This is a genomic window from Streptomyces sp. NPDC127106 (assembly GCF_042677605.1).
In the GTDB taxonomy this organism is placed as follows: Bacteria; Actinomycetota; Actinomycetes; order Streptomycetales; family Streptomycetaceae; genus Streptomyces.
This window is the reverse complement of record NZ_JBHXTC010000068.1, coordinates 15,143-39,707: the sequence shown is the minus strand read 5'-3', so window position 1 is coordinate 39,707 and position 24,565 is coordinate 15,143. Positions and strand designations below refer to the sequence as shown.

Sequence of the window (24,565 nt, the reverse complement as noted above, 5' to 3'; positions counted from 1 at the left end):
GGGGCGGGGCCCGGGGCGGGGGCGGCGGGGGGGGCGGTGGGCGGGCATGGTCGGGTCAGCTCCGGCCGTGGCGCAGGGCGGGGTGGGCGCCGGCGGCGACGAGGTCGGCCACGGCCGCCTTCGGGTCGCGTCCGGTCACCAGGGACTCGCCGACGAGGACGGCGTCCGCGCCCTCGTTGGCGTAGGCGATCAGGTCGTGCGGGCCGCGGATGCCGGACTCGGCGACCTTGACGATGTGGGCCGGGATCTCGCCGACGACGCGCTCGAAGGTGGAGCGGTCGACGGTGAGGTCCTTGAGGTTGCGGGCGTTGACACCGATGATCTTCGCGCCGGCCGCGACCGCGCGCTCGATCTCCTCCTCGTCGTGGACCTCGACGAGCGGGGTGAGGCCGATGGACTCGGCCCGCTCGATGAGGGAGACCAGGGCCTCCTGCTCCAGGGCCGCGACGATCAGCAGGACGAGGTCGGCGCCGTAGGCGCGGGCCTCCCACAGCTGGTACGCCGTGACGATGAAGTCCTTGCGGAGGATCGGGATGTCCACGCGTGCGCGGACGGCCTCCAGGTCGGCCAGCGAGCCGCCGAACCGGCGCTGCTCGGTGAGGACGGAAATGACCGCCGCACCGCCCGCCTCGTAGTCGGCGGCGAGTCCGGCAGGGTCGGCGATCGCGGCCAGCGCGCCCTTGGAGGGGCTGGAGCGCTTGACCTCGCAGATCACCTTGACGCCGTCGCCGCGCAGGGCTGCGACGCCGTCCTTGGCCTGGGGCGCCTTGGCGGCACGCTCCTTGAGCTCGTCGAGGCTCACGCGGGCCTGCCGTTCGGCAAGGTCTTCGCGGACCCCTTCGATGATCTCGTCGAGCACACTCACGCGAGCGGCCCCCTTCCGGGTCGATGACGGTCGGCCGCCTTGCAGACACGTACAACTGCAAGGTCAGCAATCAAATGGTATCCGCCCCGGGCGTTGCTCTCCGCACGCAGTTGACGGATGTCCCATTACTTGGACATTCGGAATCTGGGCTTCATATAGGCCTCAGGGGGCCAGTACGGATCCGAACGGCAGGTTCCGGACGACCGAGAAGACCAGTGCCACCCCGGCGAGCGCCCACCAATACGGTGCGGGCAGGGCAAAACGCGGGGTGGGAGCGCCGCGCCAGGCCCTGAACAGCCATCCGGCCATGACGCCGGCGAAGACGAAGTAGCCGATCACGGCCAAGGCATTCGCCCCGAAAGCCGTGATCAGATCGCCGTGGGCGAACGCGTGGGCGCTGCGCAGTCCGCCGCATCCGGGGCACAGGATTCCGGTGACCCGGAAAAGCGGGCAGACCGGATAGTGACCGGGTTCATTGGGATCCACGGCGCCCACGTACGCAAATGCCGCGGTGGCCGAGACCAGCCAGAGGGCCGGGGAGGCCAGTCTGCGGACCCGGGAGGCGGGGACGGGCGGGGCCGGCGGCACGGCCCCGGTGAAGGGCGCGGCGGGGGTGCGGGGGGCGTCCACGCGCTGATTCTCCTCGATGACGGCGAAAGGCGCAGCCCGACCGGGCCGCGCCTTCGCGTGTCCGCTGCGGGACTCGGGCCGTGGAGGTCAGGCCTCGGAGATCAGGCCTTGGAGGCGGCGATGACCTTGGCGAGGTCGTCGTGGGCGGGCTTCGGAGCGCCCATGCCCGCGGCCCGCATGGCCAGGCCCACGACACCGCCCAGCGCGACGACGGCCATGCCGGCCCAGAACCCGACCGGGTTCGCCAGCACCATGAAAGCGCCGGCGACGCAGAAACCGATGAAGGCGATGGTGACACCGGTCCAGGCGGCCGGGGTGTGTCCGTGGTTGCTGCCCGCCATGAGTTGCTCCTCGTTTTGCTCTGTCGCACGTGCTGTCCCGCACGCTCGGTGCACATTGTCCCGCACCGGGTGCGGTGGGTGGTCAGCGGGTGGGGTCCTCGCCGCGGTCCAGGGCCTTCCACAGGTCCTCGGGCCGGTCCGGGTCCACCGTCGCGGGCCTGCGGGTCGGGGCGCCGCCGTCGCGCTCGTACCGGCCGCCCATCGCGGGCCAGGTACGGCCGTGGCGCAGGGCCAGCAGGCCGGCGACCAGGATCAGGACGCCGCCGACGGCGGTGACGAACGGCCAGGCGGTGTGCGCCAGGGCGCCCACCTGTGCCGCGGTGTCCGCGGTGGCCTTGGCGGCCTGCGCGTCCAGCGCCTGGCGGTCGTCGGCGGCCAAGACCGCGGCGACGGCCGCGCCGGCGCCGCTGAGCGCCAGCAGGGCGGAGACCAGCAGCCGGCTCGTGCCGCGTACGGCGAACACCGCGACCAGGGCGGCGAGGCCGACGATGGCCAGGGCGGCGGGCAGCCCGGTGACGGCCTGCCCGTCGGCGGTCACCGGGAGCGAGCCGCCGCCGACGGCGGCGGTGCCCCGGACCCACACCCGGCCGGAGCCGAGCAGGACGACGGTGGCGCCGAGGGCGCCCGACAGCAGGGCGGCGGCCACGCTGCGGCGGCCGCTGCGGCCTACGGGGGCCCCGGCGGCTCCGAGGGCTCCCGGGACTCCGGGGACTCCGGGGGCTCCGAGGGCTCCGGTGGCCTGAGGGCCACCCGCGCGGGCCTCGGGACCCTCGGGCGCGCCGGTGTCGTTTCGGGGTGGGGGTACGGCACTCACGTATCCCACTATCCCCTACGGCCTCAGGAGCCGTGGAGGCGGTTCGCCGCCGCCACCGCGCGCAGCACGGCGGACGCCTTGTTGCGGCACTCGTTGTCCTCCAGCTCCGGCACCGAGTCGGCGACCACTCCCGCGCCGGCCTGCACGTACGCGGTGCCGTCGCGCAGCAGGGCGGTACGGATGGCGATGGCCGTGTCGGAGTCCCCGGCGAAGTCGAGGTAGCCGACGCAGCCGCCGTACAGGCCGCGCCGCAAGGGCTCCAGCTCCTCGATGATCTGCATGGCGCGCGGCTTGGGCGCCCCGGACAGGGTGCCGGCGGGGAAGCAGGCGGTGAGCACGTCGAAAGCGGTCCTGCCCTCGGCGACGCGCCCCGTGACCGTGGACACGATGTGCATGACGTGCGAGTACCGCTCGATGCTCATGAAGTCGACGACCTCGACGGAGCCCGGCTCGCAGACCCGGCCGAGGTCGTTGCGGCCCAGGTCGACGAGCATCAGGTGCTCGGCCCGCTCCTTGGGGTCGGCCAGCAACTCCTCGGCGAGCTCGTGGTCCTCCTGCGGGGTGGCCCCGCGGTGGCGGGTGCCCGCGATGGGGTGCACCATGGCCCGGCCGTCCTCGACCTTGACCAGGGCCTCGGGGCTGGAGCCGACGACGTCGAAGCCGTTCTCGAAGCGGAAGAGGTACATGTACGGGGACGGGTTGGTGGCCCGCAGGATTCGGTACACGTCCAGCGCGGAGGCGTGGCAGGGGGTCTCGAACCGCTGCGAGGGCACCACCTGGAAGGCTTCGCCGGCCCGGATCCGCTCCTTGATGTCCTCGACGGCGGCCTGGTACTCCTCACCGCCCCACAGGGCGGTGAACTCGGGCAGCTCGGAGGCGGGCAGCGGGGCGGGCGCGTACGGGGCCGGCCGGGCGAGGTCGGCCTCCATGGCGTCCAGGCGGGCGACGGCGTCGGCGTACGCCTCGTCCACGCCGGTGTCGAGGTCGTTGTGGTTGATCGCGTTGGCGATGAGCTGGACGGTGCCGTCCCAGTGGTCGAGGACCGCCAGGTCGGAGGTGAGCAGCATGGTCAGCTCGGGCAGCTTCAGGTCGTCGCCGCCGTGGTCGCCGATGCGCTCCAGGCGGCGCACGATGTCGTAGCCGAGGTAGCCGACCATGCCGCCGGTGAACGGCGGCATGCCGGCGGCGAGGTCGCGGGGGGTGTGCAGGGCCTGGACGGTGGCGCGCAGGGCCTCCAGCGGGTCGCCGTCGGTGGGGACGCCGACGGGCGGGGTGCCGATCCAGTGGGCCCGGCCGTCGCGGGCGGTGAGCGTGGCGTCGCTGCGGACGCCGACGAAGGAGTAGCGCGACCAGGAACGACCGTTCTCGGCGGATTCCAGCAGGAAGGTGCCGGGCCGTTCGGCGGCCAGCTTGCGGTAGAGGCCGACGGGGGTGTCGCCGTCGGCCAGCAGCTTGCGGCTCACGGGGATGACCCGGCGGTCGGCGGCGAGCTTGCGGAACTGTTCGAGATCCATGGGATGCGTCACCTGTCTGCCTGGTCGGCGGCCAGCGGAAGGACATCGGCGTCGAAGCACGTACGGGCGCCGGTGTGGCAGGCGGCGCCGACCTGGTCGACCTTGACCAGCACGGTGTCGGCGTCGCAGTCGAGGGCGACGGACTTCACGTGCTGGACGTGGCCGGACGTGTCCCCCTTGACCCAGTACTCCCGCCGGCTGCGCGACCAGTAGGTGCAGCGGCCGGTCGTCAGGGTGCGGTGCAGCGCCTCGTCGTCCATCCACCCGAGCATCAGCACCTCACCGGTGTCGTACTGCTGGGCGATGGCCGGGACCAGGCCGTCGGCGGAGCGCTTGAGCCGGGCGGCGATGGCGGGGTCGAGGGAGGAGGTACTCATGCGGGCCATTGTGCCGCGCCGGGCGGGCGGTTACGGATCACCGTCCGCCAGGTGGGAAGGCGGACGGCGGGGTTCCGGCCGTAGGCTTGCCCACATGTCGATGCATGCGAAGCGTGAACGCCTGCTGCTGGCGGACCTTTTGGAGGCGGCGGGGCCGTCGGCGCCCACGCTGTGCGAGGGCTGGCTGACCCGGGACCTCGCGGCGCACGTCGTGGTACGGGAGCGCCGCCCGGACGCGGCGGGCGGTCTGCTGCTGAACGTGCTGAAGGAGCGGCTGGACAGGGCGATGGCCGAGTACACGGCCAAGCCGTACGAGGAGCTGATCCAGCTGATCCGGACCGGCCCGCCGAAGCTGTCCCCGTACGCGCTGAAGCAGATCGACGAGGCGGCGAACGCGGTGGAGTTCTACGTGCACGCCGAGGACGTCCGGCGGGCCCAGCCCGACTGGTCGCCGCGCGAGCTCGACCCCGTCTTCTCGGACGCACTGTGGTCCCGGCTGGAGAGGCTGGCGCGGCTGACGGGCCGCCGCTCGCCGGTGGGCCTGGTGCTGCGCCGGCCGAACGGCCAGACGGCCGTGGCCCACAAGGGCACCCCGGTGGTGACGGTGACGGGCGAGCCGGGGGAGCTGACCCTGTTCTGCTTCGGCCGCCAGTCCGAGGCCACGGTGGAACTGGACGGCGAGAAGGAGGCGGTGGCCCAACTGACCACCGCCCGGCTCGGCATCTGAAGGATCACGAGCCGGACCGTTCGCGGTCGGCCAGCACCTCGAAATCCAGGAAGATCCCCGCGTACTCGTGCATCCAGCGGAGTGCTCCCGCGCGGTCGTCGCAGTCGAGCCTGGCCGCTTCCTCGGCGGCCCGGTCGGCCACTGTCCGTGTGATCGCGGAATCGGCCGACTGCCGCTCGGTGGACACGTCACGCTGCCCAGTCACGCAGGAGCCGGGCAGCTGCCTGCAAGGTGGCCTTCTCGGTGCGGACGTCCCGCACCAATTGCACCAGGGCGCCCGGTGGCGGAGCGATGGGAACCCCGGACAGCTCCATGTACTCCCAGGCGCACATCGCACCGATGACGCCGTTGTAGTCCTCGAACGGCCTGAGGCGCACGATGGTCTCCAGTAGTGCTGCTGCCCGGGTCGGCGCCTCCTCGTAATACGGCTCGCCCGCGAAGCGTTCGAATGCGTGCCGCTCGACGGCCGCGTGGAGCGCCCCCCAGTCCCGTAGTGCGGGATCGGACGGGACGTGGCTGTACTGGACGCCCAAGATCCAGCCTGCGTCGATGCGGAGGTTCACCGGTCGCCTTCCGGGAAGGCTTCCACGAACTCCGGGGCGAGGGCGGCGAACTTCGCGCTCGCTCCTTCGATGAATTTCTGCCGCTGCCGCCGACGCACGACATCCTCCGTCAGTATGTCGTGCGCCAGCCGCTTGATCGCGACGCCTTGCTCCTTCGCCTCGGCACGCAGTTCGGCCAATTCCTCTTCGGTGAAGTCGATCGTGATTCCAGGCATGCAGTCAGCCTACGGCCGCCAGTACCGCGACCGCTACCGACTGCACTACCGAGGGACGTGTCGAACTACCGCACGGGGTGGCCGGCCGCCCGGAGGGTGTCCTTCACCTGGCCGATGCGGAGGTCGCCGAAGTGGAAGACCGAGGCGGCGAGGACCGCGTCGGCGCCGGCGTCGACGGCGGGCGGGAAGTGCTCCAGCTTGCCTGCGCCGCCCGAGGCGATCACCGGAACGGTGACGTGCTTGCGGACGGCCGCGATCATCTCGGTGTCGTAGCCGTCCTTGGTGCCGTCGGCGTCCATCGAGTTCAGCAGGATCTCGCCGGCGCCCAGTTCGGCGGCCCGGTGGGCCCACTCGACGGCGTCGAGGCCGGTGCCCCGGCGGCCGCCGTGCGTGGTGACCTCGAAGGAGCCGGACTCGGTGCGCCGGGCGTCGACGGACAGGACGAGGACCTGCCGGCCGAAGCGTTCGGCGATCTCCTGGATCAGCTCGGGCCGTGCGATGGCGGCGGTGTTGACGCCGACCTTGTCCGCGCCCGCCCGCAGCAGCTTGTCCACGTCGTCCGCGGTGCGGACGCCGCCGCCCACGGTCAGCGGGATGAAGACCTGCTCGGCGGTGCGCCGCACCACGTCGTAGGTGGTCTCGCGGTTCCCGGACGATGCGGTGATGTCGAGGAAGGTCAGCTCGTCGGCGCCCTCGGCGTCGTAGAGCCGGGCCATCTCGACGGGGTCGCCGGCGTCGCGCAGGTTCTGGAAGTTGACGCCCTTGACGACGCGGCCGTTGTCCACGTCAAGGCAGGGGATCACCCGTACGGCGAGTGACATCAGGACTCCCCTCGGAAGGCTTCGACCTCGACTTCGACGACCAGGCCGGGGTCGATGAAGCCGGACACGATGATCATGGAGGCGGCGGGGCGGACCTCGCCGAAGAGCTCCTTGTGGGCCCGGCCGACCTCGTCCACGTCCCGCGCGTGCGTGAGGTACATGCGGGTGCGGACGACGTCCCCGGCGCCCAGGCCCGCCTGCTCCAGCGCCGCGATCGCGACGCGGAAGGAGTTGACCGCCTGCTCGTACGGACCGCCGGCGACGACCTTGCCGTCGACGACGGAGGCGCAGCCGGAGACGAGCACCAGCCCGTTCGGCAGTTCGACCGCACGGGAGTAGCCCACGGCGTCCTCCCAGGGGCCGCCGGAGGAGTACCGGCGGACTGCGTCGGCTCCGCTCATGCGCCGGCCACCACCCGCAGCGCCTCCTGGAGGGTGAAGGCCTTCGCGTACAGGGCCTTGCCGACGATGGCACCCTCGACGCCCAGCGGCACCAGCTCGGCGAGCGCGCGCAGGTCGTCCAGCGAGGAGACGCCGCCGGAGGCCACGACGGGCCGGTCGGTGGCCGCGCACACGTTCCGCAGGAGTTCCAGGTTGGGGCCGGTCAGCGTGCCGTCGCGGCCGATGTCGGTGACGACGTAGCGGGCGCAGCCCTCGGAGTCCAGGCGGGCGAGGGTCTCGTACAGGTCGCCGCCGTCGCTGGTCCAGCCGCGGCCCTTGAGCGTGGTGCCGCGGACGTCGAGGCCGATCGCGATCCGGTCGCCGTGCTCGGCGATGGCCTTGGCGGCCCACTCGGGGGTCTCCAGGGCGGCGGTGCCGAGGTTGACGCGGGTGCAGCCGGTGGCGAGGGCGGCCTCCAAGGTGGCGTCGTCGCGGATGCCGCCGCAGAGCTCGACCTTGATGTCCATGGCGCGGGTGATCTCGGCGACCAGGGCCCGGTTGTCGCCGGTGCCGAAGGCGGCGTCCAGGTCGACCAGGTGCAGCCATTCGGCGCCGGCGCGCTGCCAGGCGAGGGCCGCCTCCAGCGGGGAGCCGTAGGAGGTCTCGCTGCCGGACACGCCGTGGACGAGGCGGACGGCCTGGCCGTCGCGGACGTCGACCGCGGGGAGGAGTTCCAGCTGCTTCGCTGCGGGCTCGGTCATCACAGGGTCTCGATCCAGTTGGTGAGGAGCTGGGATCCGGCGTCGCCGGACTTCTCGGGGTGGAACTGGGTGGCCCACAGGGCGCCGTTCTCCACCGCCGCGACGAAGCGCTCGCCGTGGGTGGCCCAGGTGACCTTGGGGGCGCGGATCGCCGGGTTGGTGACCTCCAGGCTCCAGTCGTGGGCCGCGTAGGAGTGCACGAAGTAGAACCGGGCGTCGGCGTCCAGGCCGGCGAAGGCCTGGCTGTCGGCGGGGGCCTCGACGGTGTTCCAGCCCATGTGGGGGACGACGGGGGCCTTGAGCGGGCCGACGGTGCCGGGCCACTCGTCCAGGCCCTCGGTCTCGACGCCGTGTTCGATGCCGCGCTCGAAGAGGATCTGCATGCCGACGCAGATGCCCATGACCGGGCGGCCGCCGGAGAGCCGGCGGCCGATGATCCAGTCGCCGCGGACGGACTTCAGGCCCTGCATGCAGGCGGAGTAGGCGCCGACGCCGGGGACGAGGAGGCCGTCGGCGTCCATGGCCTTGTCGTAGTCGCGGGTGATCTCGACGTCCGCGCCGACCCGCGCGAGGGCGCGCTCGGCGGAGCGGACGTTCCCGAAGCCGTAGTCGAGGACGACGACCGTTTTGGTGGGGCGGGATGCGCTCATGCCCAGATTCCTTGGATCCGCAGGACTCCGGCGGCGAGACACATCGCGGAGCCGATGGCGAGCAGCAGGACGACCGACCTGGGCATCTGCTGCTTCTGGAAGGAGTAGACGCCGCCGGCCAGGAACAGGCCGACGACGATGAGGATGGTGCTGAGGCCGGTCACGGCTAGAGGGCGCCCTTCGTCGAGGGGAGGATGCCCGCCGCGGCGGCGCGCGGGTCGAGCTCCGCGGCGTAGCGCAGGGCCCGGGCCAACGCCTTGAACTGGCACTCCACGATGTGGTGGGCGTTGCGGCCGTACGGGACGTGGACGTGGAGGGCGATCTGTGCCTGGGCGACGAAGGACTCCAGGATGTGCCGGGTCATCGTCGTGTCGTACGAGCCGATCATCGGCGCCATGTTCTCGGGCTCGGTGTGCACGAGGTAGGGGCGGCCCGACAGGTCCACGGTCACCTGGGCGAGGGACTCGTCCAGCGGGACGGTGCAGTTGCCGAAGCGGTAGATGCCGACCTTGTCGCCGAGGGCCTGCTTGAAGGCGGCGCCGAGGGCGAGGGCGGTGTCCTCGATGGTGTGGTGGCTGTCGATGTGCAGGTCGCCGTCGGTCTTGACGGTGAGGTCGAACAGGCCGTGGCGGCCGAGCTGGTCGAGCATGTGGTCGTAGAAGCCGACGCCGGTGGAGACGTCGACCTGTCCGGTGCCGTCGAGGTTTATCTCGACGAGGACGGAGGTCTCCTTCGTGGTCCGTTCGACCCGTCCGATGCGGCTCATGCCTGCTGCTCCTTCTTCAGTGCGCGAACCGCTTCCAGGAACGCGTCGTTCTCGGCCGGGGTGCCCGCGGTGACCCGCAGCCATCCCGGTACGCCGTTGTCCCGGACCAGGACGCCCCGGTCGAGGATCTGCTGCCAGGCGGTGTGGGAGTCCTCGAACTTCCCGAACTGGATGAAGTTCGCGTCGGACTCGGTGACCTCGTAGCCGATCGCCCGGAGTTCGGCGACGAGGCGGTCCCGCTCGGCCTTGAGCTGCTCGACGTAGCCGAGCAGGGTGTCGGTGTGCTCCAGGGCCGCCAGCGCGGTCGCCTGGGTGACGGCCGACAGGTGGTACGGAAGGCGCACCAGCTGGACGGCGTCGACGACGGCCGGGTGCGCGGCGAGGTAGCCCAGGCGCAGTCCGGCGGCGCCGAACGCCTTGGACATGGTCCGGGAGACCACCATGTTCGGACGGCCCTCGATCAGGGGCAGCAGGGAGTCCCGGTGGCTGAACTCGACGTACGCCTCGTCCACGATCACCAGGGACGGCTTGGCCGCCTGCGCGGCCTCGTAGAGGGCGAGGACGGTCTCCGCCCCGACCGCGGTGCCCGTGGGGTTGTTGGGCGAGGTGATGAAGACGACGTCGGGCGCGTTCTCGGTGATGGCCTGCTCCGCGGCGGCCACGTCGATGGTGAAGTCCTCCCGGCGCGGGCCGGAGATCCATCCGGTGCCGGTGCCGCGGGCGATCAGCGCGTGCATCGAGTACGAGGGCTCGAAGCCGATCGCGGTGCGGCCGGGCCCGCCGAAGGTCTGCAGCAGCTGCTGGATGACCTCGTTGGAGCCGTTGGCGGCCCACACGTTCTCCCGGGCGACCGGGTGCTTGCCGGTGCGGGTGAGGTAGGCGGCCAGCGCGGTCCGCAGCTCGACGGCGTCCCGGTCGGGGTAGCGGTTGAGGGTGCGGGCCGCGTCGGCGACGCGCTCGGCGATCCGCCGCACCAGCTCCTCGGGGAGCTCGTACGGGTTCTCGTTGGTGTTCAGCTGGACGGGCACGTCGAGCTGCGGGGCGCCGTACGGGCTCTTGCCGCGCAGCTCGTCGCGGATCGGGAGGTCGTCGATCCCGATGGTCCTGTCGGTGTTGTCGTACGCGCTCACTGGCCGGGGACCTTCCACCCGAAGCGTGCCTTGAGGGCGGCGCCGTGCGCGGGCAGGTCCTCGGCCTCGGCCAGCGTCACCACGTGGTGGGTGACCTCGGCGAGCGCGTCGCGCGTGTAGTCGACGATGTGGATGCCGCGCAGGAAGGACTGCACGGACAGGCCGGAGGAGTGGCAGGCGCAGCCGCCCGTGGGCAGGACGTGGTTCGACCCGGCGCAGTAGTCGCCGAGCGAGACCGGGGCCCACGGGCCGACGAAGATCGCGCCGGCGTTGCGGACGCGGGCCGCCCAGGCCGCGGCGTCGGCGGTCTGGATCTCCAGGTGCTCGGCGCCGTACGCGTCGACGACCTTCAGGCCGTCCTCCAGGCTGTCGACCAGCACGATCGCGGACTGCTTGCCGGCGAGCGCCGGGCGGATCCGGTCCTCGACGTGCTTGGTGGCCGCGACCTGCGGTTCGAGTTCCTTCTCCACGGCGGCCGCGAGGTCCTCGGAGTCGGTGACGAGGACGGCGGCGGCCAGCGGGTCGTGCTCGGCCTGGCTGATCAGGTCGGCGGCGACGTGCACCGGGTCGGCGGTGGAGTCCGCGAGGACGGCGATCTCGGTCGGGCCGGCCTCGGTGTCGATGCCGATCTTCCCGGTGAAGTAGCGCTTGGCGGCGGCGACCCAGATGTTGCCGGGGCCGGTGACCATGTTGACCGGCAGGCAGTCCTCGGTGCCGTACGCGAACATCGCGACGGCGACGGCGCCGCCCACCGCGTACACCTCGTCCACGCCGAGCAGGGCGCAGGCGGCGAGGATCGTCGGGTGCGGCAGGCCGCCGAACTCGACCTGCGGCGGGGAGGCCAGGGCGATGGACTCCACGCCCGCCTCCTGGGCCGGCACGACGTTCATGACGACGGAGGACGGGTACACCGAGCGGCCGCCGGGCGCGTACAGGCCGACGCGCTCGACCGGCACCCACTTCTCGGTCACGGTGCCGCCGGGGACCACCTGGGTGGTGTGCTCGGTGCGGCGCTGGGCCCGGTGCACGGTCCGGGCGCGGCGGATCGACTCCTCCAGGGCGGCGCGGACGGCCGGGTCGAGCTCGTCGAGGGCCTTGGCGAGGGCCTCCGCGGGCACCCTGACCCGTTCCAGCTCCACGCCGTCGAACTTCTGCGCGTACTCGATCAGCGCCGCCGTGCCACGATGATGGACGTCCTCGCAGATGGGCCGCACCTTCTCCAGGGCGGCTTCCACGTCGAACTCGGCACGGGGGAGCAGGTCGCGCAGGGCCGCGCCCTCGGGGAGGGCGTTGCCGCGCAGATCGATACGAGAGATCACCTCCCAATTCTCTCAGACCGGCTCCCACGGCCGTCCGCCCGTATCACTGGCTGATACACGCCCCGGCCGTCACTGGCTCCCCTTAACGTTCCTGCTACACGGATGTACGGCGGAGGGGGGACCGCATGGCCGACGCGCCGCGCGCGGACGAGGAGCCGGCGGACCTCGGCGAGGCCGAGCGCCTGATGTGGCGGGCGTTCCGCACGGGCAGCGTGTGCGACCTGAGCGCGCGGGCCGCCGAGCTGGACGATCCGCACGGCGACCGGGTCTGGGACGCCGGTCGCAGCGTCCGCGCCGACGTGGTCTCGCTGCTGCTGCTCCACGGGCCGCCGCCGGTGCCGGGCCGGGTGGCGTCGCTGAAGCTGCGCGGGGTGCGGATCACCGGTCGGCTGGACCTGTCGGGCGGCACCGTGGAGCCGTACGTCGAACTCCAGTCCTGCCGCTTCGACAGCGAGGTCCAGCTGTCCGAGACCCGGTTCGGGACGCTGCGGCTGGTCAACTGCGCGGTCCCCCGGCTGGACGCCTCCCGCCTGCACACCGAGGGCGACCTGCACCTGCCGCGCTGCCGGGTGGCGCGCGGGATCCGGCTGACCGACGCGCAGATCGGCACGGACCTGCTGATCAGCCAGGCCGTGGTGCAGCGGGACAGCCGGGGCCGGGCCATCGCCGCGGACGGCATGGCGGTCGCGCAGGACTTCCAGGGGGAGCTGGTGGAGGCGTACGGGGAAGTGAGCCTGCGCGGCTCGAAGGTCGGCGGGTCGATGAACCTGCGCGGGGCCCGGCTGCGCAACCCGCACGGGCGGCGGGCACTGAACGCCCCGCAGCTGACCGTGGAGCGGACCCTGTACCTGACCTCGATCGCGGTGGACTACGTGCCCGGCGACTCCGGTTCCTCCACTCCCCCGTACGGCCTGGGCGGCCAGACGCCGGCGCGCGGGCAGCGGGCCCGGCGCTTCGAGTGCCGGGGCGGGCTGCGCCTGGACGACGGCCGCTTCGGCGACGCGGTCGACCTGTACGGGGCCCGGTTCGTGCTCGCCGAGGAGCAGGAGGTGTCGCTGCGCCGGATCCAGACCCCGGAGCTGCGGTTCGTCGGCGAGAAGCCGGAGCGGGGCCGGGTGGTGCTGTCGGGGGCGAAGGTGGTCAAGCTGGTGGACGCCTCGACGAGCTGGCCCGGCCCGGGCGGCGTGTCGATCGAGGGCTTCGTGTACGAGAACCTCGCGCCCCGCGGCCATTTCCCGCTGGTGCGCCGGCTGGAGTGGGTGGCGGCGGCCACCCCGGAGTTCTCGCCGGAGCCCTACGAGCGGCTGGCGTCCGTGCTGCGCGCCAGCGGCGAGGACGCCGAAGCCCGGGAGGTGCTGCTGGCCAAGCAGCGCCGACGGCGGGCGACGCTGCCGCCGGCGGCCAAGGCGTGGGGGTACGTGCAGGACTGGACGGTGGCCTACGGGTACCGGCCGGGACGGGCCGCGCTGTGGATGGTGCTGCTGTGGGCGGCGGGCGCGCTGCTGTTCGCGCAGATCGCCCCGGCGGCCATCAAGCGGGACGAGCACCCGGAGTGGGATCCGCTGCTCTACGCCCTGGACCTGCTGCTTCCGGTCATCGACCTCGGCCAGCAGGGCCAGTGGATGATGAAGGGCTACTGGCAGTGGGGCTCGACCGTGCTGGTCCTGCTGGGCTGGATCCTGGCGACGACGGTGGCGGCGGGGGCCTCCCGGATGCTGCGCCGCGGCTGACGGACCAGGAAGAACCGAGGTGACAGGGCCCGCCCCACGGCCACTACCCTGTGCCTCGTGACCACCGTTCGCCTGCCCCTCTTCCCGCTGAACTCGGTACTTTTCCCCGGACTCGTGCTGCCGCTGAACGTCTTCGAGGAGCGTTATCGCGCCATGATGCGGGAGCTGCTGAAGACGGGCGAGGACGAGCCGCGCCGCTTCGCGGTCGTCGCGATCCGCGACGGCCGGGAGGTCGCACCGACCGCCCCCGGAATGCCGGACCCGACGGCCCTGCCCGAGCGGGGCCCGGCCGCGGGCTTCGGCCCGGACCCGGTCCAGGCCTTCCACCGGGTGGGCTGCATCGCGGACGCGGCCACGATCCGGGAGCGGCAGGACGGCAGCTTCGAGGTCCTGGCGACGGGTACGACGCGGGTCCGCCTGCTGTCGGTGGACGCCTCGGGCGCGTTCCTCGTCGCGGAGCTGGAGGAGCTGCCGGAGGAGGCGGGCGAGGGCGCGGGCGCGCTGGCGGAGGGGGTGCTGCGGGCGTTCCGGACGTACCAGAAGCGGCTGGCCGGGGCCCGGGAGCGAACGCTGGCCTCGGCTGCGGAGCTGCCCGACGAGCCGTCGGTGGTGTCGTACCTGGTGGCGGCGGCCGCGGTGCTGGACACCCCGGCGAAGCAGCGGCTGCTGCAGGCCCCGGACACGGCGACGCGGCTCGCGGAGGAGCTGAAGCTGCTGCGCACGGAGACGGCGCTGATCCGGCACCTGCCGTCGCTGCCCGCGGTGGACCTGACCCGGATGCCGACCAGCCCGAACTGACCACGGAACCCGATGGGGAGCCCTGCCTGATGGCGAAGAAGAAGGCCGCGTCCGCGGCGACCCCGGCGATCACCGCGCTCACCGCGGCCGGAGCGGACTTCACCACGCACTCCTACGAGCACGACCCGGCGCACCCCTCGTACGGGCAGGAGGCCGCGGAGGCCATGGGCGTGAGCCCGGACCAGGTCTTCAAGACGCTCGTCACGGACGCGGACGGGGTCCTGACGGTGGCGGTGGTCCCGGTCTCCGGCAGCCTCGACCTGAAGGCGCTGGCGTCTGCCGTCGGCGCGAAGAAGGCGGTGATGGCGGATCCGTCGCTGGCCGAGCGCACCACCGGCTACGTGGTGGGCGGCATCTCCCCGCTGGGGCAGCGCAAGCGGCTGCGGACCGTCGTGGACTCCTCCGCCGAGGGGCATCCGACCATCTGCGTGTCGGCGGGCCGGCGCGGGCTGGAGGTCGAGCTGGCGCCCACCACCCTGGCCGCGCTGACGGCGGCCACCCTGGCGCCGATCGCCCGCGCCTGAGCGCTCCGCGGGAGGCGCCGCGACGGGCCGTCGACCGTGCGCGGGCCCGTTGCGGCCGGTCGCGCGGTTCCGGGCGGGCACCGGCGCCGCGCCCCTCGGGGGCGCTGCCGCACCGCAGCCGTCAGGGCCGCGGGGGTTCCTTGGCCGCCGGATCGGCGTGGACGTGCGGCGGCGGGTAGACGGCGGCGGGGCCGGGCCGGGCGTCCCCGGCCGGGTCGGGGACGGGGACGGGCTCGGGGACGGGGTCGTGCGGGGCCCACAGGGCCGTGAGGCCGATGTGGACGAGGAGCGCGGTCATCGGCCAGGCCAGCAGCGCCCCGTACGCGAGGAGCTCCAGCGGCGCGTCGAAGGGCACGCCCTTGCCCGCGGCCACCGCGGCGGCGGCCACGTCGCCGGAGCCGCCCAGCCACTCGCCGGTGCGCCATCCGAGCCAGGAGGCGGCGCAGGAGCCGATGCCCAGCCCGATCACCTGGGGAACGCCGCCGCGCCGGCGCCACAGGAAGAGGGCGACGGCGGCCAGCAGGCCCATCAGGATCGAGAGCAGCAGGAACGTGCTGTCGGCCCCTATCCGGGCCTCGCTCTCGGTGTTGCGCAGGAAGACGGCCTGCCCGTTGGACACGTACTGGGCCCGCGGCGCCAGCCACGCCCACAGCAGCCCGAGGAGCGCCCCGCAGGCCCCCACGACGAGGGTGACGGCGGCCCCGTCGCGGACGTCCCCGGCGGTGACGCCGGGTGCGGCCGGTCTGCCGGGCAGCGGCGGTTCGACGGGGGGCGGCGTGGTCACGGGTTCGGTCACCCCCACATCGTGCCAGGTGCGCCGGGCCGGGGCGGAACCGGAGTCAGCGGACGGCGGCCCGCCGATACGCCCAGGTGGCGACGGACAGCGACAGCACGCCGACGGCCCCGCAGACGGCGAGGTCGGCGGCGACGACCGCCCAGTCGGGGTGCGGTGCGAAGGTCCGGGCGAAGGCTTCGACCCCGTACGTCGAGGGCAGCAGGTCCCGCGCCCACACGATCGGGTCGGGCATCCGCTCGGGCGGCAGCACGCCCAGCAGCAGTGCCGCCGACATGCCGAGCTGCCCGGCCAGTGTGGCCAGCTCCTGCCGCGGCGCGAGCAGGCCGAGGGCGGCGCCCAGCCCGGCCAGGGCCGCGCCCGCCAGCGGCACCACCGCGACCAGGATCCACAGCCCGCCCATCGGCAGTCCGAAGAGCAGACAGCCGAACACGGCCGTGACCAGGGTGCCGGGCAGGGTGAAGGAGGCGTACGCGGCGGCCGCGCCGAGCACCACCGAGGCGGGCGGGACGGGCAGCGTGGCGTAGTGGTCCAGGCCGCCGCCGGCCCGCAGCTGGCCGAAGTACTGGGCGAGCAGGTTCAGCGCCACGAAGGCGACGACCAGCACCGAGGAGCCGGCCACGACGGCCTGCGCCTCCGTGCCGCCGTCCACCACACCCCGCATCAGGATCATGATCCCGACGGACTGGAAGGTGGCGACGAACAGCAGCGGGATCCGGGCCACCCGGGCCCGGGACAGCTGTGCCCGGTACACGGCGGCCAGCGAGGGCAGGAAGCGGGCCCGGGGGGCCAGGGCGGCCACGTCGGCGGCGGCGCCGGTGCCTGCCGGTGCGGCTGCTGCTGCGTCGGCGGTGCTCACGCCTTCACCAGACCCTTCGTGGTGCGCCCGCCCAGCGCGAGGTAGACGTCCTCCAGGCTGGGGGTCGCCAGTGTGAAGTCGTCGAGGGCGGCGAACGCCGGCCCTCCGGTCACGGCGGCCACCGCGGCCCGTGCCTCGTCCGACGGCAGTCGCAGCACCCACCGGCGCCCGGACTCGGCCGCCGTCGCGGCGAGCGCGGCGACCTCGGGGACGTCCAGCGGCGGCGCGGTCCGCCACACGAGTTCGAGGCGGACCTCGTCGGAGACCCGGGCCTTCAGCGCGGCGGGCGTGTCGCAGGCGATGACCTTGCCCTGGTCGATGACGGCGACCCGGTCGAGGACGGTCTCGGCCTCGATGACGTTGTGGGTGACGAGCAGGACGGTGGTGCCGTGCCGGGCGCGCCGCCGGTCCACGGCCGACCACACGTCCCGGCGGGCCACGGGGTCCATGCCGGTGGTGGGCTCGTCGAGGACCAGCACCTGCCGTTCCCCCACCAGGGCGGCGGCGAAGCAGGCCAGCCGCCGCTGGCCGCCGGACAGCTTCTTCAGGGGCCGCCCGGCGATCGCGGTCAGCCCGAGCTCGTCCAGGACGGCGTCCCGCGCGGTGCGGGCGTCGCGGGCGGTGAGGCCGCGCAGCCGCCCGGTGGTCTCGGCGGCGAGGGCGACGGTGAGCTCGTCCAGGGCCGTGGACTCCTGGCCGAGGTAGGCGAGGAGTCGGGCCGCGCGCTCGGGGTGGCGCACGAGGTCGTGGCCGAGCAGGGTCACGGAGCCGGAGTCGGGTCGCAGCAGGCCCGTCAGCTGCCGGACCAGGGTGGACTTGCCGGCGCCGTTGGGGCCGAGGAGGCCGAAGACCTCGCCGCGCCTGATGTCCAGGGAGATCCCGTCGTTGGCGCGGGTCTCGGGCAGGGCGGGGGCCCCGCGCCGGCCGCGGACGGCGGGGTAGGTCTTGACCAGGTCACGTACGGTGCAGACGGCGCCGTCGGCCGCCGGCGGCGCCGCGGCCGCCGTCGCGCTGCGGCTGCCCTGCGGTTTCGCTGGTGCTGTGCCCGTACTCACGAGGGAGCAGCCTACGCGGCCCCGCGCCCTACTCGGGCGTCGGGGTCGCCGGGACGCCCGGCGCGGCGGCCGGCGGGCCGGGTACGCGCTCGGCCGCGGCACGGACGTCGATCTCCCGCCAGAACCCGGCGCGGATGGCGTAGCGGTCGTGTTCGTCGATCTGGTCGTCCTTGTGGGCGAGCAGTCCGAACCGGGCGGCGTAGCGCAGCAGCTCACCGTCGATCCGGTGCGGGATCCGCGGGTACATGATGGCGAGTTTCTGCAGGTGGACGGCTTCCGGGAGGCGTTCCATCCAGCGGCGGGCGAAGACCTGGCCGACCTCGAACGGGTCGCCGCCGACGGTGGTGATGTCCTCCTCCCGGTCGGCCCAGCGCTGTTCGGCGCTGGTGAGCTGGGCGAGGGTGGGCAGGGAGGCGGTCTCGGCGGGTTCGCCGAGCGGCCCGGGCCGGTCGATCCAGCCCCTGTCGGAGGACCAGCGCAGGGCGCTGGCCGGGGAGGGGGTGACGCCGTGCCCGGAGTGCGGACCGGGCTGGTGGCCGGGGGCGCGCAGGGAGCCGGCGAGGTCCTTCGGGGTGGGTACGGTCCTGCCGCCGACGGCGGGGGCGGGCACGGGGGCCGCGCCGGTCTCGGGGACGACCGGCTCGGCGGCGGGGGTCGTGGTGCCGGCGGCGGCGTTGCGGGCGGCGGCCTCGGCGAGGGCCGCCTCGGGCAGCGGGGCGGAGAGGATGGCGGCGATCTCGGGGCGGGGCGCGGGCGGGGGGGAGCACAGGCCGGTGAGGTCCTTGGCGCGGACGGCGCGGGTGATCCAGGCCCGGTCCAGGACGCGGCGCTCGTCGGCCTCGGCGACGAGGTCCTCGGACTGGTTGTAGTCGCCGTCGGCGGCCTGGACGGCCCACAGGTGGACGGCGACGCCGTGCTCCTTGGCGGACATCAGGCCGGGCAGGAGGTCTCCGTCGCCCGTGACGAGGACGACGTCGGAGCAGGCGCGGTTGCGGGCGAGTTCGGTGAGCTCGGCGTGCATGGCGGCGTCCACGCCCTTCTGCGCCCAGCGTCCGTCGCTACGGGTCAGGGCGCCGAGCCGGACGGTGACGCGGGGCATGACGCGCAGCCGGCGGTGTTCGGGCTGGGGCACCCGGTCGGGGGCACCGTCGAACCAGTAGATGCGCAGCAGGGGCTGCTGGGTGTCGGCTTCGGCCCGTTCGCGCAGGCCGTGGATGAGGGCGGCGTGGTCGACGGTGATGCGGGAGCGGGAGGGCTCACCCGCGAGAAGGCTTGCGGCGGCGCCCAGCAGATAGCCGGCGTCCACCAGGACGACGCAGCGGTCCACGCGTTCCACCTCTTCCGTGGGGGGGTCCTCTGGTTTCCCCGAGTCTGCCCGACCGCACGGGGGTTGACGGCCGGAACTGGATCATCGGCGTGGCGTATCTCACGCTTTTCGGGGCGCGGGCGGCCGGCGGCACCCCAGAAAGATCCAAAATGCGTGCTTTGTGGTGCTGTGTGAGTGTGAAGGCGGTCCTGGCCCCTAGACCCTCACGGAGGTTCCACCATGGCCAAGAACAAGAACCAGAAGCAGCCGAAGCAGCAGGCGCGCTCCTCGTCGCAGGAACCGTCGAAGAGCTCGCACGAGACGTCGTCCGAGTCGTCCTCCTCGTCGTCCCCGAGTCCGATGGATATGGCGCGCAAGGGCAAGCAGAAGCGCTTCGGCCACAACTGACGCCACGCCCGGCGCCGCCGGCGCCGGGGGCAGAGGCGCGAGGGCGCGCCCGGAGGAGTTCCGGGCGCGCCCTGCCGCTGCGGTGCCGCTGCCGTGCGCCTGCGGGGTGCGGTCAGCCGTGCGCCTGCAAAATGCGGTCAGCCGGCCAGGCAGGACGGCCCGAGGAGCACCTTGAGGTCGCCGAAGAGGGCCGGGTCGGGCTGGACCCGGTGCCGGTCGAGGCGCAGCACGGTGGTGGACCGGGGGCCCTGGAGCTTGATCCGGACCTCGGTGTTGCCCTTGTGGTGACGGAGGATCTCGCCCAGCCGGGTGACCATCGGAGGGGTGACCTTGACGGTGGGGATGGTGAGGACGACCGGGGCGTTGGTCCCGGCTGCGGAGAGGTCGGGGACCATCAGCTCCATGGCGACCAGCCGGGGCACGTCCTCGCGCTTGTCGAGGCGGCCCTTGACGAAGACGACCGCGTCCTCGACCAGCTGGGTGGAGACGAGCTGGTAGGTGGCCGGGAAGAACATGCACTCGATGGAGCCGGCGAGGTCCTCGACGGTGGCGATGGCCCAGGCGTTGCCCTGCTTGGTCATCTTCCGCTGGAGGCCCGAGATGATGCCGCCGATGGTGACGACCGCGCCGTCGGCGTGCTCGCCGCCGGTGAGCTGGGAGATGCCCGCGTCCGTCTTGTCGGACAGGACGTGCTCCAGGCCGAACAGGGGGTGGTCGGAGACGTACAGGCCGAGCATCTCGCGCTCCTGGGCGAGCAGGTAGGCCTTCTCCCACTCGACGTCGGAGAACTCGACGTCGAGGCCGAAGCCGGGCTCGTCGCCGCCCTCGTCGCCCATGGCGCCGAAGAGGTCGAACTGGCCCTCGGCCTCCTTGCGCTTGACCGCGACCACGGTGTCGATCATCGGCTCGTGCTGGGCGACCAGGCCCTTGCGGGTGTGGCCCATCTCGTCGAAGGCGCCGGCCTTGATCAGTGACTCGATGGTGCGCTTGTTGCAGACCACGGCCTCGACCTTGTCGAGGAAGTCCGGGAAGGAGGAGTACTTCCCCTTGGCCTTGCGGGTCTTGATGATCGAGTCCACCACGTTCTGGCCGACGTTGCGGACGGCGGTGAGGCCGAAGAGGATCACGTCGTCGCCCTGGGCGGCGAAGTTCGACTCGGACTCGTTGACGTTCGGCGGGAGCACCTTGATGCCCATGCGGCGGCACTCGTTCAGGTAGACGGCGGACTTGTCCTTGTCGTCCTTGACCGAGGTGAGCAGGCCGGCCATGTACTCGGCCGGGTGGTTGGCCTTGAGGTAGGCGGTCCAGTACGAGACCAGGCCGTACGCGGCCGAGTGGGCCTTGTTGAAGGCGTAGCCGGCGAAGGGGACCAGCACGTCCCACAGGGCCTGGATGGCGTCGTCCGAGTAGCCGTTCTTCCGGGCGCCCTCCTGGAAGATCGTGAAGTTCTTGGCCAGCTCCTCGGGCTTCTTCTTGCCCATGACGCGGCGGAGGATGTCGGCCTCGCCGAGCGAGTAGCCGGCGATGATCTGGGCGGCCTTCTGCACCTGCTCCTGGTAGACGATCAGGCCGTAGGTGACCGCGAGGACCTCTTCGAGCGGCTTCTCCAGCTCGGGGTGGATCGGGGTGATCTCCTGCTGCTTGTTCTTGCGCAGGGCGTAGTTCGTGTGCGAGTTCATGCCCATCGGGCCCGGCCGGTACAGGGCGGAAACGGCGGAGATGTCTTCGAAGTTGTCGGGCTTCATCAGGCGCAGCAGCGAGCGCATGGGGCCGCCGTCGAACTGGAAGACGCCGAGGGTGTCGCCGCGCTGGAGCAGCTCGAAGGTCTTGGGGTCGTCGAGCGGCAGGGCCAGGAGGTCGATGTCGATCCCCTTGTTGGCCTTCACCATCTTGACGGCGTCGTCCATGATCGTGAGGTTGCGCAGGCCGAGGAAGTCCATCTTCAGCAGGCCGAGCGACTCGCAGCTCGGGTAGTCCCACTGGGTGATGGTGACGCCGTCGGTGTGCCGGACCCAGACGGGCACGTGGTCGGTGATCTTCTCGCTGGACATGATCACGCCGGCGGCGTGCACGCCCATCTGGCGGACCAGGCCCTCCACACCACGGGCGGTGTCGATGACCTTCTTCACGTCCGGCTCGTTCTCGTACATCCCGCGGATCTCGCCCGCCTCGCCGTAGCGGGGGTGCGAGGGGTCGAGGATGCCGGAGAGCGGGATGCCCTTGCCGAGGACGTCGGCGGGCATGGCCTTGGTGAGCCGGTCGCCCATGGCGTACGGGTAGCCCAGCACGCGCGCCGAGTCCTTGATCGCGTTCTTGGCCTTGATGGTGCCGTACGTGCCGATCATGGCGACCTTGTCGGCGCCGTACTTCTCGGTCACGTACCTGATCACCTCGACGCGCCGGCGCTCGTCGAAGTCGATGTCGACGTCGGGCATGGAGACGCGCTCGGGGTTGAGGAACCGCTCGAAGATCAGGCCGTGCGGGATCGGGTCGAGGTCGGTGATGCCCATGGCGTACGCGACGATCGAGCCGGCCGCGGAGCCACGGCCCGGGCCCACCGCGATGCCCTGGTTCTTGGCCCACATGATGAAGTCGGCGACCACGAGGAAGTAGCCCGGGAAGCCCATCGAGATGATCGTGTCCATCTCGTACTCGACCTGCTTCATGCGGTCCTCGGGAATGCCGCCCGGGAAGCGGCGGTGCATCCCCCTCATGGTCTCCTCGCGGAACCAGGTGACCTCGGTGTAGCCCTCCGGGATGTCGAACTTCGGCATCAGGTTCCGGAACGTGAACATGCCCTCGGTGTCGACCTGCTCGGCGACCAGCCGGGTGTTGGCGCAGCCCTCCTGCCAGGCGTCCGAGGAGTCGATGGCGTACATCTCCTCGGTGGACTTCAGGTAGTAGCCGGAGCCGTCGAACCGGAAGCGGTCCGGGTCGGAGAGGTTCTTGCCGGTCTGGATGCAGAGCAGGGCGTCGTGCGCGCCGGCCTCGTGCGCGTAGGTGTAGTGGGAGTCGTTGGTGACCAGCGGCGGGATGCCGAGCTTCTTGCCGATCTCCAGCAGGCCGTCGCGGACCCGGCGCTCGATCTCGATGCCGTGGTCCATCAGCTCCAGGAAGTAGCGGCCCTCGCCGAAGATGTCCTTGTAGTCCGAGGCCGCCTTGAGCGCCTCGTCGAACTGGCCGAGGCGCAGTCGGGTCTGCACCTCGCCGGAGGGGCAGCCGGTGGACGCGATCAGGCCCTCCGACCACTGGGCGATGGTCTCCTTGTCCATGCGGGGCCACTTCGTGAGCCAGCCCTCGGCGTAGGCGTCGGAGGACAGCCGGAAGAGGTTGTGCAGGCCCGTGTTGTTGGCCGCCCAGATCGTCTTGTGGGTGTAACCGCCGGAGCCGGAGACGTCGTCCCGCTTCTGGTGCGGCTGGCCCCACTGGATCCTCCGCTTGTTCCGGCGGGACTCGGGCGCGACGTACGCCTCGATGCCGATGATCGGGGTGATCCCGGCCTTCTGCGCGGAGTGAAAGAAGTCATACGCGCCGTGCAGGTTGCCGTGGTCGGACATGGCGATGTGCGACATGCCCATCTCGTTGCACGCAGCGAACATGTCCTTCAGCCGCGCGGCACCGTCCAGCAGCGAGTACTGGGTGTGGACGTGCAGGTGCGTGAACGGCGTCTTGGCCACGGCGCGGGACCTCCGGGGGCGGGGTAGGGGGCAGCTTTGAATCCTACGTCCCACCAGTGACACATTCCGGGCACCTGACGGTACGGTCGGGCGTTGCAGAACCAGGTGGTCCCGCACGGCGTCCAGTCGGTCGGAACCAGTCCAGCCCGTGCACCAGGAGGAACCCGCCATGGCGGTCCCCGAGACGGCGAACGAACAGCGCGCCGAACAGATACTGGATGTCTTCGACACCGCCTTCGGCGAGCTGCTCGCCGCCGACCCCGCTGCCTTCCAGGTCAAGTTCCGGAAGATGGCCGCTTCCGCTTTCGCCTTCTACCGGGGCACCGCCTGCCTCTTCTACGCCGACCTGGAGCGCGAGCGGCACGGCGGGCCCTACCTGGACGACCGGACCGGCCGGGTGTGGATCCACGGCGACCTGCACGCCGAGAACTTCGGCACGTACATGGACTCCACCGGCCGCCTCGTCTTCAACGTCAACGACTTCGACGAGGCCTACGTCGGCCCGTTCACCTGGGACCTGAAGCGCTTCGCGGCCTCCGTGGCGCTGATCGGCTACACCAAGGCGCTCAGCGACGAGCAGATCAGCGAGCTGGTGCGGACCTACGCCACCGCCTACCGCGAGCGGATCCACGCCCTGGCCGCCGGCGCCAAGCACGAGGAGGTCCCCTCCTTCACCCTGGACACCGCCGAGGGCCCGCTGCTGTCCGCCCTGCGCTCGGCCCGCTCCCGCACCCGCTTCGCCCTCCTGGACTCCATGACCGAGATCCGGGACTACGAGCGCCGCTTCACCTCCGGCGGCGGCTCCATCGAGCTCGACGCGGCGACCCGGTACAAGGTCCTGGCCGCCTTCGACGGGTACCTGGAGACCCTGCCCGACGAATCCCTGGTGCGCCCGGACTCCTACCGGGTCAAGGACGTGGTGGGCCGCCGGGGCGTCGGCATCGGCTCGGCGGGACTGCCCTCGTACAACATCCTGCTGGAGGGCCACAGCGACGCCCTGGAGAACGACGTCGTGATCTACCTCAAGCAGGCGCAGACCCCGGCCGTGTCCCGGCACATCACCGACCGGGCGGTGCGCGAGTACTTCCGGCACGAGGGGCACCGCACGGTGATCTCCCAGCGGGCCCTCCAGGCGCACGCCGACCCCTGGCTGGGCTGGACCGAGCTCGACGGGGCCGGCCAGCTGGTGGCGGAGGTCTCCCCGTACGCGGTGGACCTGGACTGGTCGGACCTGGACGACCCGGAGGAGACCGCGGACGTGGTCGCGGACCTGGGCCGGGCGACGGCGACCATGCACGCCTCGGCCGACGAGGCGGAGAGCGGCCACAGCCTGGTCCCCTTCTCCACCGAGCGGGCCATCGACGCCGCGATCGCGGCCGACGAGGAGGGCTTCGCCGAGCTCCTGGTGGACTTCGCGCACGCCTACGGGGCCCGCGCGCGCGCCGACCACCTGCTCTTCGTGGACCTGTTCCGCAACGGCCGGATCCGGCCGTAGCCGGGCCGGCCCCCGGCCGCGGAGCCCTGCGTTCACAGAAAGTCATG

Annotated in this window: 28 protein-coding genes; 6 read left to right on the top strand and 22 right to left on the bottom strand. The window is 72.4% G+C overall.

Annotated elements, in window-relative coordinates:
• Positions 1-55: 55 nt before the first annotated feature.
• The 6 genes from trpC to hisI all read right to left on the bottom strand — a co-directional run bounded on the left by trpC (position 56) and on the right by hisI (position 4,550).
• On the bottom strand, positions 56-865 hold the full coding sequence (trpC, locus tag ACFVGY_RS33565; protein ID WP_361088113.1) for an indole-3-glycerol phosphate synthase TrpC: 810 nt from the start codon (positions 863-865) through the stop codon (positions 56-58).
• Positions 866-1,027: 162 nt separating this feature from the next.
• Positions 1,028-1,495, bottom strand: coding sequence for a DUF2752 domain-containing protein (locus ACFVGY_RS33560; protein WP_385684952.1), 468 nt, complete (start codon positions 1,493-1,495; stop codon positions 1,028-1,030).
• 101 nt (positions 1,496-1,596) lie between these two features.
• Positions 1,597-1,836, bottom strand: a complete 240-nt coding sequence (locus ACFVGY_RS33555; protein ID WP_385684950.1) for an HGxxPAAW family protein — start codon at positions 1,834-1,836, stop codon at positions 1,597-1,599.
• Between the two features lie 82 nt (positions 1,837-1,918).
• Positions 1,919-2,659, bottom strand: a complete 741-nt coding sequence (locus ACFVGY_RS33550) for a TIGR02234 family membrane protein (RefSeq protein ID WP_385684947.1) — start codon at positions 2,657-2,659, stop codon at positions 1,919-1,921.
• Between the two features lie 14 nt (positions 2,660-2,673).
• Positions 2,674-4,164, bottom strand: a complete 1,491-nt coding sequence (locus ACFVGY_RS33545; protein WP_385684944.1) for an anthranilate synthase component I — start codon at positions 4,162-4,164, stop codon at positions 2,674-2,676.
• An 8-nt stretch (positions 4,165-4,172) separates the two neighbouring features.
• Entirely contained in the window at positions 4,173-4,550 is a 378-nt protein-coding gene (hisI, locus tag ACFVGY_RS33540; RefSeq protein ID WP_385684941.1) for a phosphoribosyl-AMP cyclohydrolase, read from the bottom strand.
• A gap of 85 nt (positions 4,551-4,635) precedes the next feature.
• Between hisI and ACFVGY_RS33535 the strand changes: the two genes are divergently transcribed.
• Positions 4,636-5,268 carry a TIGR03085 family metal-binding protein gene (locus tag ACFVGY_RS33535; RefSeq protein WP_385684938.1) on the top strand — a complete coding sequence of 211 codons (633 nt, stop codon included), beginning with the start codon at positions 4,636-4,638 and terminating at the stop codon, positions 5,266-5,268.
• A 4-nt stretch (positions 5,269-5,272) separates the two neighbouring features.
• Here ACFVGY_RS33535 and ACFVGY_RS33530 read toward each other — a convergent pair whose 3' ends face one another.
• The 11 genes from ACFVGY_RS33530 to hisD all read right to left on the bottom strand — a co-directional run bounded on the left by ACFVGY_RS33530 (position 5,273) and on the right by hisD (position 11,873).
• Positions 5,273-5,455: a DUF2191 domain-containing protein gene (locus ACFVGY_RS33530; RefSeq protein ID WP_385430418.1), complete on the bottom strand. Its 183-nt coding sequence runs from the start codon at positions 5,453-5,455 to the stop codon at positions 5,273-5,275.
• 1 nt (position 5,456) lies between these two features.
• Positions 5,457-5,831 (bottom strand): hypothetical protein, encoded by a 375-nt coding sequence (locus ACFVGY_RS33525; protein WP_385430416.1) that lies wholly within the window; start codon positions 5,829-5,831, stop codon positions 5,457-5,459.
• Positions 5,828-6,046 (bottom strand): hypothetical protein, encoded by a 219-nt coding sequence (locus tag ACFVGY_RS33520; RefSeq protein ID WP_385430414.1) that lies wholly within the window; start codon positions 6,044-6,046, stop codon positions 5,828-5,830. The genes ACFVGY_RS33525 and ACFVGY_RS33520 overlap by 4 nt, the downstream gene beginning before the upstream one ends.
• A gap of 65 nt (positions 6,047-6,111) precedes the next feature.
• A complete protein-coding gene (gene hisF, locus ACFVGY_RS33515; RefSeq protein ID WP_385684934.1) occupies positions 6,112-6,867 on the bottom strand; it encodes an imidazole glycerol phosphate synthase subunit HisF in 756 nt (251 codons plus the stop codon).
• On the bottom strand, positions 6,867-7,268 hold the full coding sequence (locus ACFVGY_RS33510) for a RidA family protein (protein ID WP_385684931.1): 402 nt from the start codon (positions 7,266-7,268) through the stop codon (positions 6,867-6,869). Before ACFVGY_RS33510 ends, hisF begins: the two co-directional genes overlap by 1 nt.
• Positions 7,265-8,008 (bottom strand): bifunctional 1-(5-phosphoribosyl)-5-((5-phosphoribosylamino)methylideneamino)imidazole-4-carboxamide isomerase/phosphoribosylanthranilate isomerase PriA, encoded by a 744-nt coding sequence (gene priA / locus ACFVGY_RS33505; protein ID WP_385684928.1) that lies wholly within the window; start codon positions 8,006-8,008, stop codon positions 7,265-7,267. The genes ACFVGY_RS33510 and priA overlap by 4 nt, the downstream gene beginning before the upstream one ends.
• The gene (gene hisH, locus ACFVGY_RS33500; RefSeq protein ID WP_385684925.1) at positions 8,008-8,658 is read right to left on the bottom strand and encodes an imidazole glycerol phosphate synthase subunit HisH; all 651 of its coding nucleotides are present in this window, start codon (positions 8,656-8,658) and stop codon (positions 8,008-8,010) included. The genes priA and hisH overlap by 1 nt, the downstream gene beginning before the upstream one ends.
• Positions 8,655-8,822 (bottom strand): hypothetical protein, encoded by a 168-nt coding sequence (locus ACFVGY_RS33495; RefSeq protein ID WP_385684922.1) that lies wholly within the window; start codon positions 8,820-8,822, stop codon positions 8,655-8,657. The genes hisH and ACFVGY_RS33495 overlap by 4 nt, the downstream gene beginning before the upstream one ends.
• A 2-nt stretch (positions 8,823-8,824) precedes the next feature.
• Positions 8,825-9,424 (bottom strand): imidazoleglycerol-phosphate dehydratase HisB, encoded by a 600-nt coding sequence (gene hisB / locus ACFVGY_RS33490; protein WP_179176257.1) that lies wholly within the window; start codon positions 9,422-9,424, stop codon positions 8,825-8,827.
• Positions 9,421-10,554 carry a histidinol-phosphate transaminase gene (locus ACFVGY_RS33485; RefSeq protein WP_385684918.1) on the bottom strand — a complete coding sequence of 378 codons (1,134 nt, stop codon included), beginning with the start codon at positions 10,552-10,554 and terminating at the stop codon, positions 9,421-9,423. Before ACFVGY_RS33485 ends, hisB begins: the two co-directional genes overlap by 4 nt.
• The gene (gene hisD / locus ACFVGY_RS33480) at positions 10,551-11,873 is read right to left on the bottom strand and encodes a histidinol dehydrogenase (protein ID WP_385684915.1); all 1,323 of its coding nucleotides are present in this window, start codon (positions 11,871-11,873) and stop codon (positions 10,551-10,553) included. Before hisD ends, ACFVGY_RS33485 begins: the two co-directional genes overlap by 4 nt.
• 125 nt (positions 11,874-11,998) lie before the next feature.
• Here hisD and ACFVGY_RS33475 point away from each other — a divergent pair, with 125 nt between their 5' ends.
• The 3 genes from ACFVGY_RS33475 to ybaK are packed head-to-tail and all read left to right on the top strand — an operon-like array spanning position 11,999 to position 14,925.
• Positions 11,999-13,603, top strand: coding sequence for an oxidoreductase (locus tag ACFVGY_RS33475; RefSeq protein ID WP_385684909.1), 1,605 nt, complete (start codon positions 11,999-12,001; stop codon positions 13,601-13,603).
• Between the two features lie 57 nt (positions 13,604-13,660).
• The gene (locus tag ACFVGY_RS33470; RefSeq protein ID WP_385684906.1) at positions 13,661-14,401 is read left to right on the top strand and encodes an LON peptidase substrate-binding domain-containing protein; all 741 of its coding nucleotides are present in this window, start codon (positions 13,661-13,663) and stop codon (positions 14,399-14,401) included.
• A gap of 29 nt (positions 14,402-14,430) precedes the next feature.
• On the top strand, positions 14,431-14,925 hold the full coding sequence (gene ybaK / locus ACFVGY_RS33465) for a Cys-tRNA(Pro) deacylase (protein WP_385684903.1): 495 nt from the start codon (positions 14,431-14,433) through the stop codon (positions 14,923-14,925).
• Between the two features lie 121 nt (positions 14,926-15,046).
• On the opposite strand, the gene ACFVGY_RS33460 is transcribed toward ybaK, so the two are convergent.
• The 4 genes from ACFVGY_RS33460 to ACFVGY_RS33445 all read right to left on the bottom strand — a co-directional run bounded on the left by ACFVGY_RS33460 (position 15,047) and on the right by ACFVGY_RS33445 (position 18,968).
• Positions 15,047-15,721, bottom strand: coding sequence for a hypothetical protein (locus tag ACFVGY_RS33460; RefSeq protein ID WP_385684900.1), 675 nt, complete (start codon positions 15,719-15,721; stop codon positions 15,047-15,049).
• 43 nt (positions 15,722-15,764) lie between these two features.
• A complete protein-coding gene (locus ACFVGY_RS33455) occupies positions 15,765-16,577 on the bottom strand; it encodes an ABC transporter permease (protein WP_385684897.1) in 813 nt (270 codons plus the stop codon).
• The gene (locus ACFVGY_RS33450) at positions 16,574-17,530 is read right to left on the bottom strand and encodes an ABC transporter ATP-binding protein (RefSeq protein ID WP_385684958.1); all 957 of its coding nucleotides are present in this window, start codon (positions 17,528-17,530) and stop codon (positions 16,574-16,576) included. The genes ACFVGY_RS33455 and ACFVGY_RS33450 overlap by 4 nt, the downstream gene beginning before the upstream one ends.
• 130 nt (positions 17,531-17,660) lie before the next feature.
• Positions 17,661-18,968 carry an NYN domain-containing protein gene (locus ACFVGY_RS33445; protein WP_385684894.1) on the bottom strand — a complete coding sequence of 436 codons (1,308 nt, stop codon included), beginning with the start codon at positions 18,966-18,968 and terminating at the stop codon, positions 17,661-17,663.
• Between the two features lie 210 nt (positions 18,969-19,178).
• On the opposite strand from ACFVGY_RS33445, the gene ACFVGY_RS33440 reads away from it, so the two are divergent.
• Entirely contained in the window at positions 19,179-19,346 is a 168-nt protein-coding gene (locus tag ACFVGY_RS33440; RefSeq protein ID WP_360635196.1) for a hypothetical protein, read from the top strand.
• Positions 19,347-19,483: 137 nt separating this feature from the next.
• Here ACFVGY_RS33440 and dnaE read toward each other — a convergent pair whose 3' ends face one another.
• Complete coding sequence (gene dnaE, locus ACFVGY_RS33435; protein WP_385684890.1) at positions 19,484-23,023, bottom strand: DNA polymerase III subunit alpha; 3,540 nt, start codon at positions 23,021-23,023, stop codon at positions 19,484-19,486.
• A gap of 169 nt (positions 23,024-23,192) precedes the next feature.
• Here dnaE and ACFVGY_RS33430 point away from each other — a divergent pair, with 169 nt between their 5' ends.
• Positions 23,193-24,518 (top strand): DUF2252 domain-containing protein, encoded by a 1,326-nt coding sequence (locus tag ACFVGY_RS33430; protein WP_385684887.1) that lies wholly within the window; start codon positions 23,193-23,195, stop codon positions 24,516-24,518.
• Positions 24,519-24,565: the final 47 nt, after the last annotated feature.

Coding starts and splice junctions, on each gene's coding strand:
- ACFVGY_RS33555 (WP_385684950.1), bottom strand. CDS start 1,836: ATGGCGGGCAGCAACCACGGACACACCCCGGCCGCCTGGACCGGTGTC.
- ACFVGY_RS33545 (WP_385684944.1), bottom strand. CDS start 4,164: ATGGATCTCGAACAGTTCCGCAAGCTCGCCGCCGACCGCCGGGTCATC.
- hisI (WP_385684941.1), bottom strand. CDS start 4,550: ATGGCCCGCATGAGTACCTCCTCCCTCGACCCCGCCATCGCCGCCCGG.
- ACFVGY_RS33535 (WP_385684938.1), top strand. CDS start 4,636: ATGTCGATGCATGCGAAGCGTGAACGCCTGCTGCTGGCGGACCTTTTG.
- ACFVGY_RS33520 (WP_385430414.1), bottom strand. CDS start 6,046: ATGCCTGGAATCACGATCGACTTCACCGAAGAGGAATTGGCCGAACTG.
- hisF (WP_385684934.1), bottom strand. CDS start 6,867: ATGTCACTCGCCGTACGGGTGATCCCCTGCCTTGACGTGGACAACGGC.
- ACFVGY_RS33510 (WP_385684931.1), bottom strand. CDS start 7,268: ATGAGCGGAGCCGACGCAGTCCGCCGGTACTCCTCCGGCGGCCCCTGG.
- priA (WP_385684928.1), bottom strand. CDS start 8,008: ATGACCGAGCCCGCAGCGAAGCAGCTGGAACTCCTCCCCGCGGTCGAC.
- hisH (WP_385684925.1), bottom strand. CDS start 8,658: ATGAGCGCATCCCGCCCCACCAAAACGGTCGTCGTCCTCGACTACGGC.
- hisB (WP_179176257.1), bottom strand. CDS start 9,424: ATGAGCCGCATCGGACGGGTCGAACGGACCACGAAGGAGACCTCCGTC.
- ACFVGY_RS33475 (WP_385684909.1), top strand. CDS start 11,999: ATGGCCGACGCGCCGCGCGCGGACGAGGAGCCGGCGGACCTCGGCGAG.
- ybaK (WP_385684903.1), top strand. CDS start 14,431: ATGGCGAAGAAGAAGGCCGCGTCCGCGGCGACCCCGGCGATCACCGCG.
- ACFVGY_RS33440 (WP_360635196.1), top strand. CDS start 19,179: ATGGCCAAGAACAAGAACCAGAAGCAGCCGAAGCAGCAGGCGCGCTCC.
- ACFVGY_RS33430 (WP_385684887.1), top strand. CDS start 23,193: ATGGCGGTCCCCGAGACGGCGAACGAACAGCGCGCCGAACAGATACTG.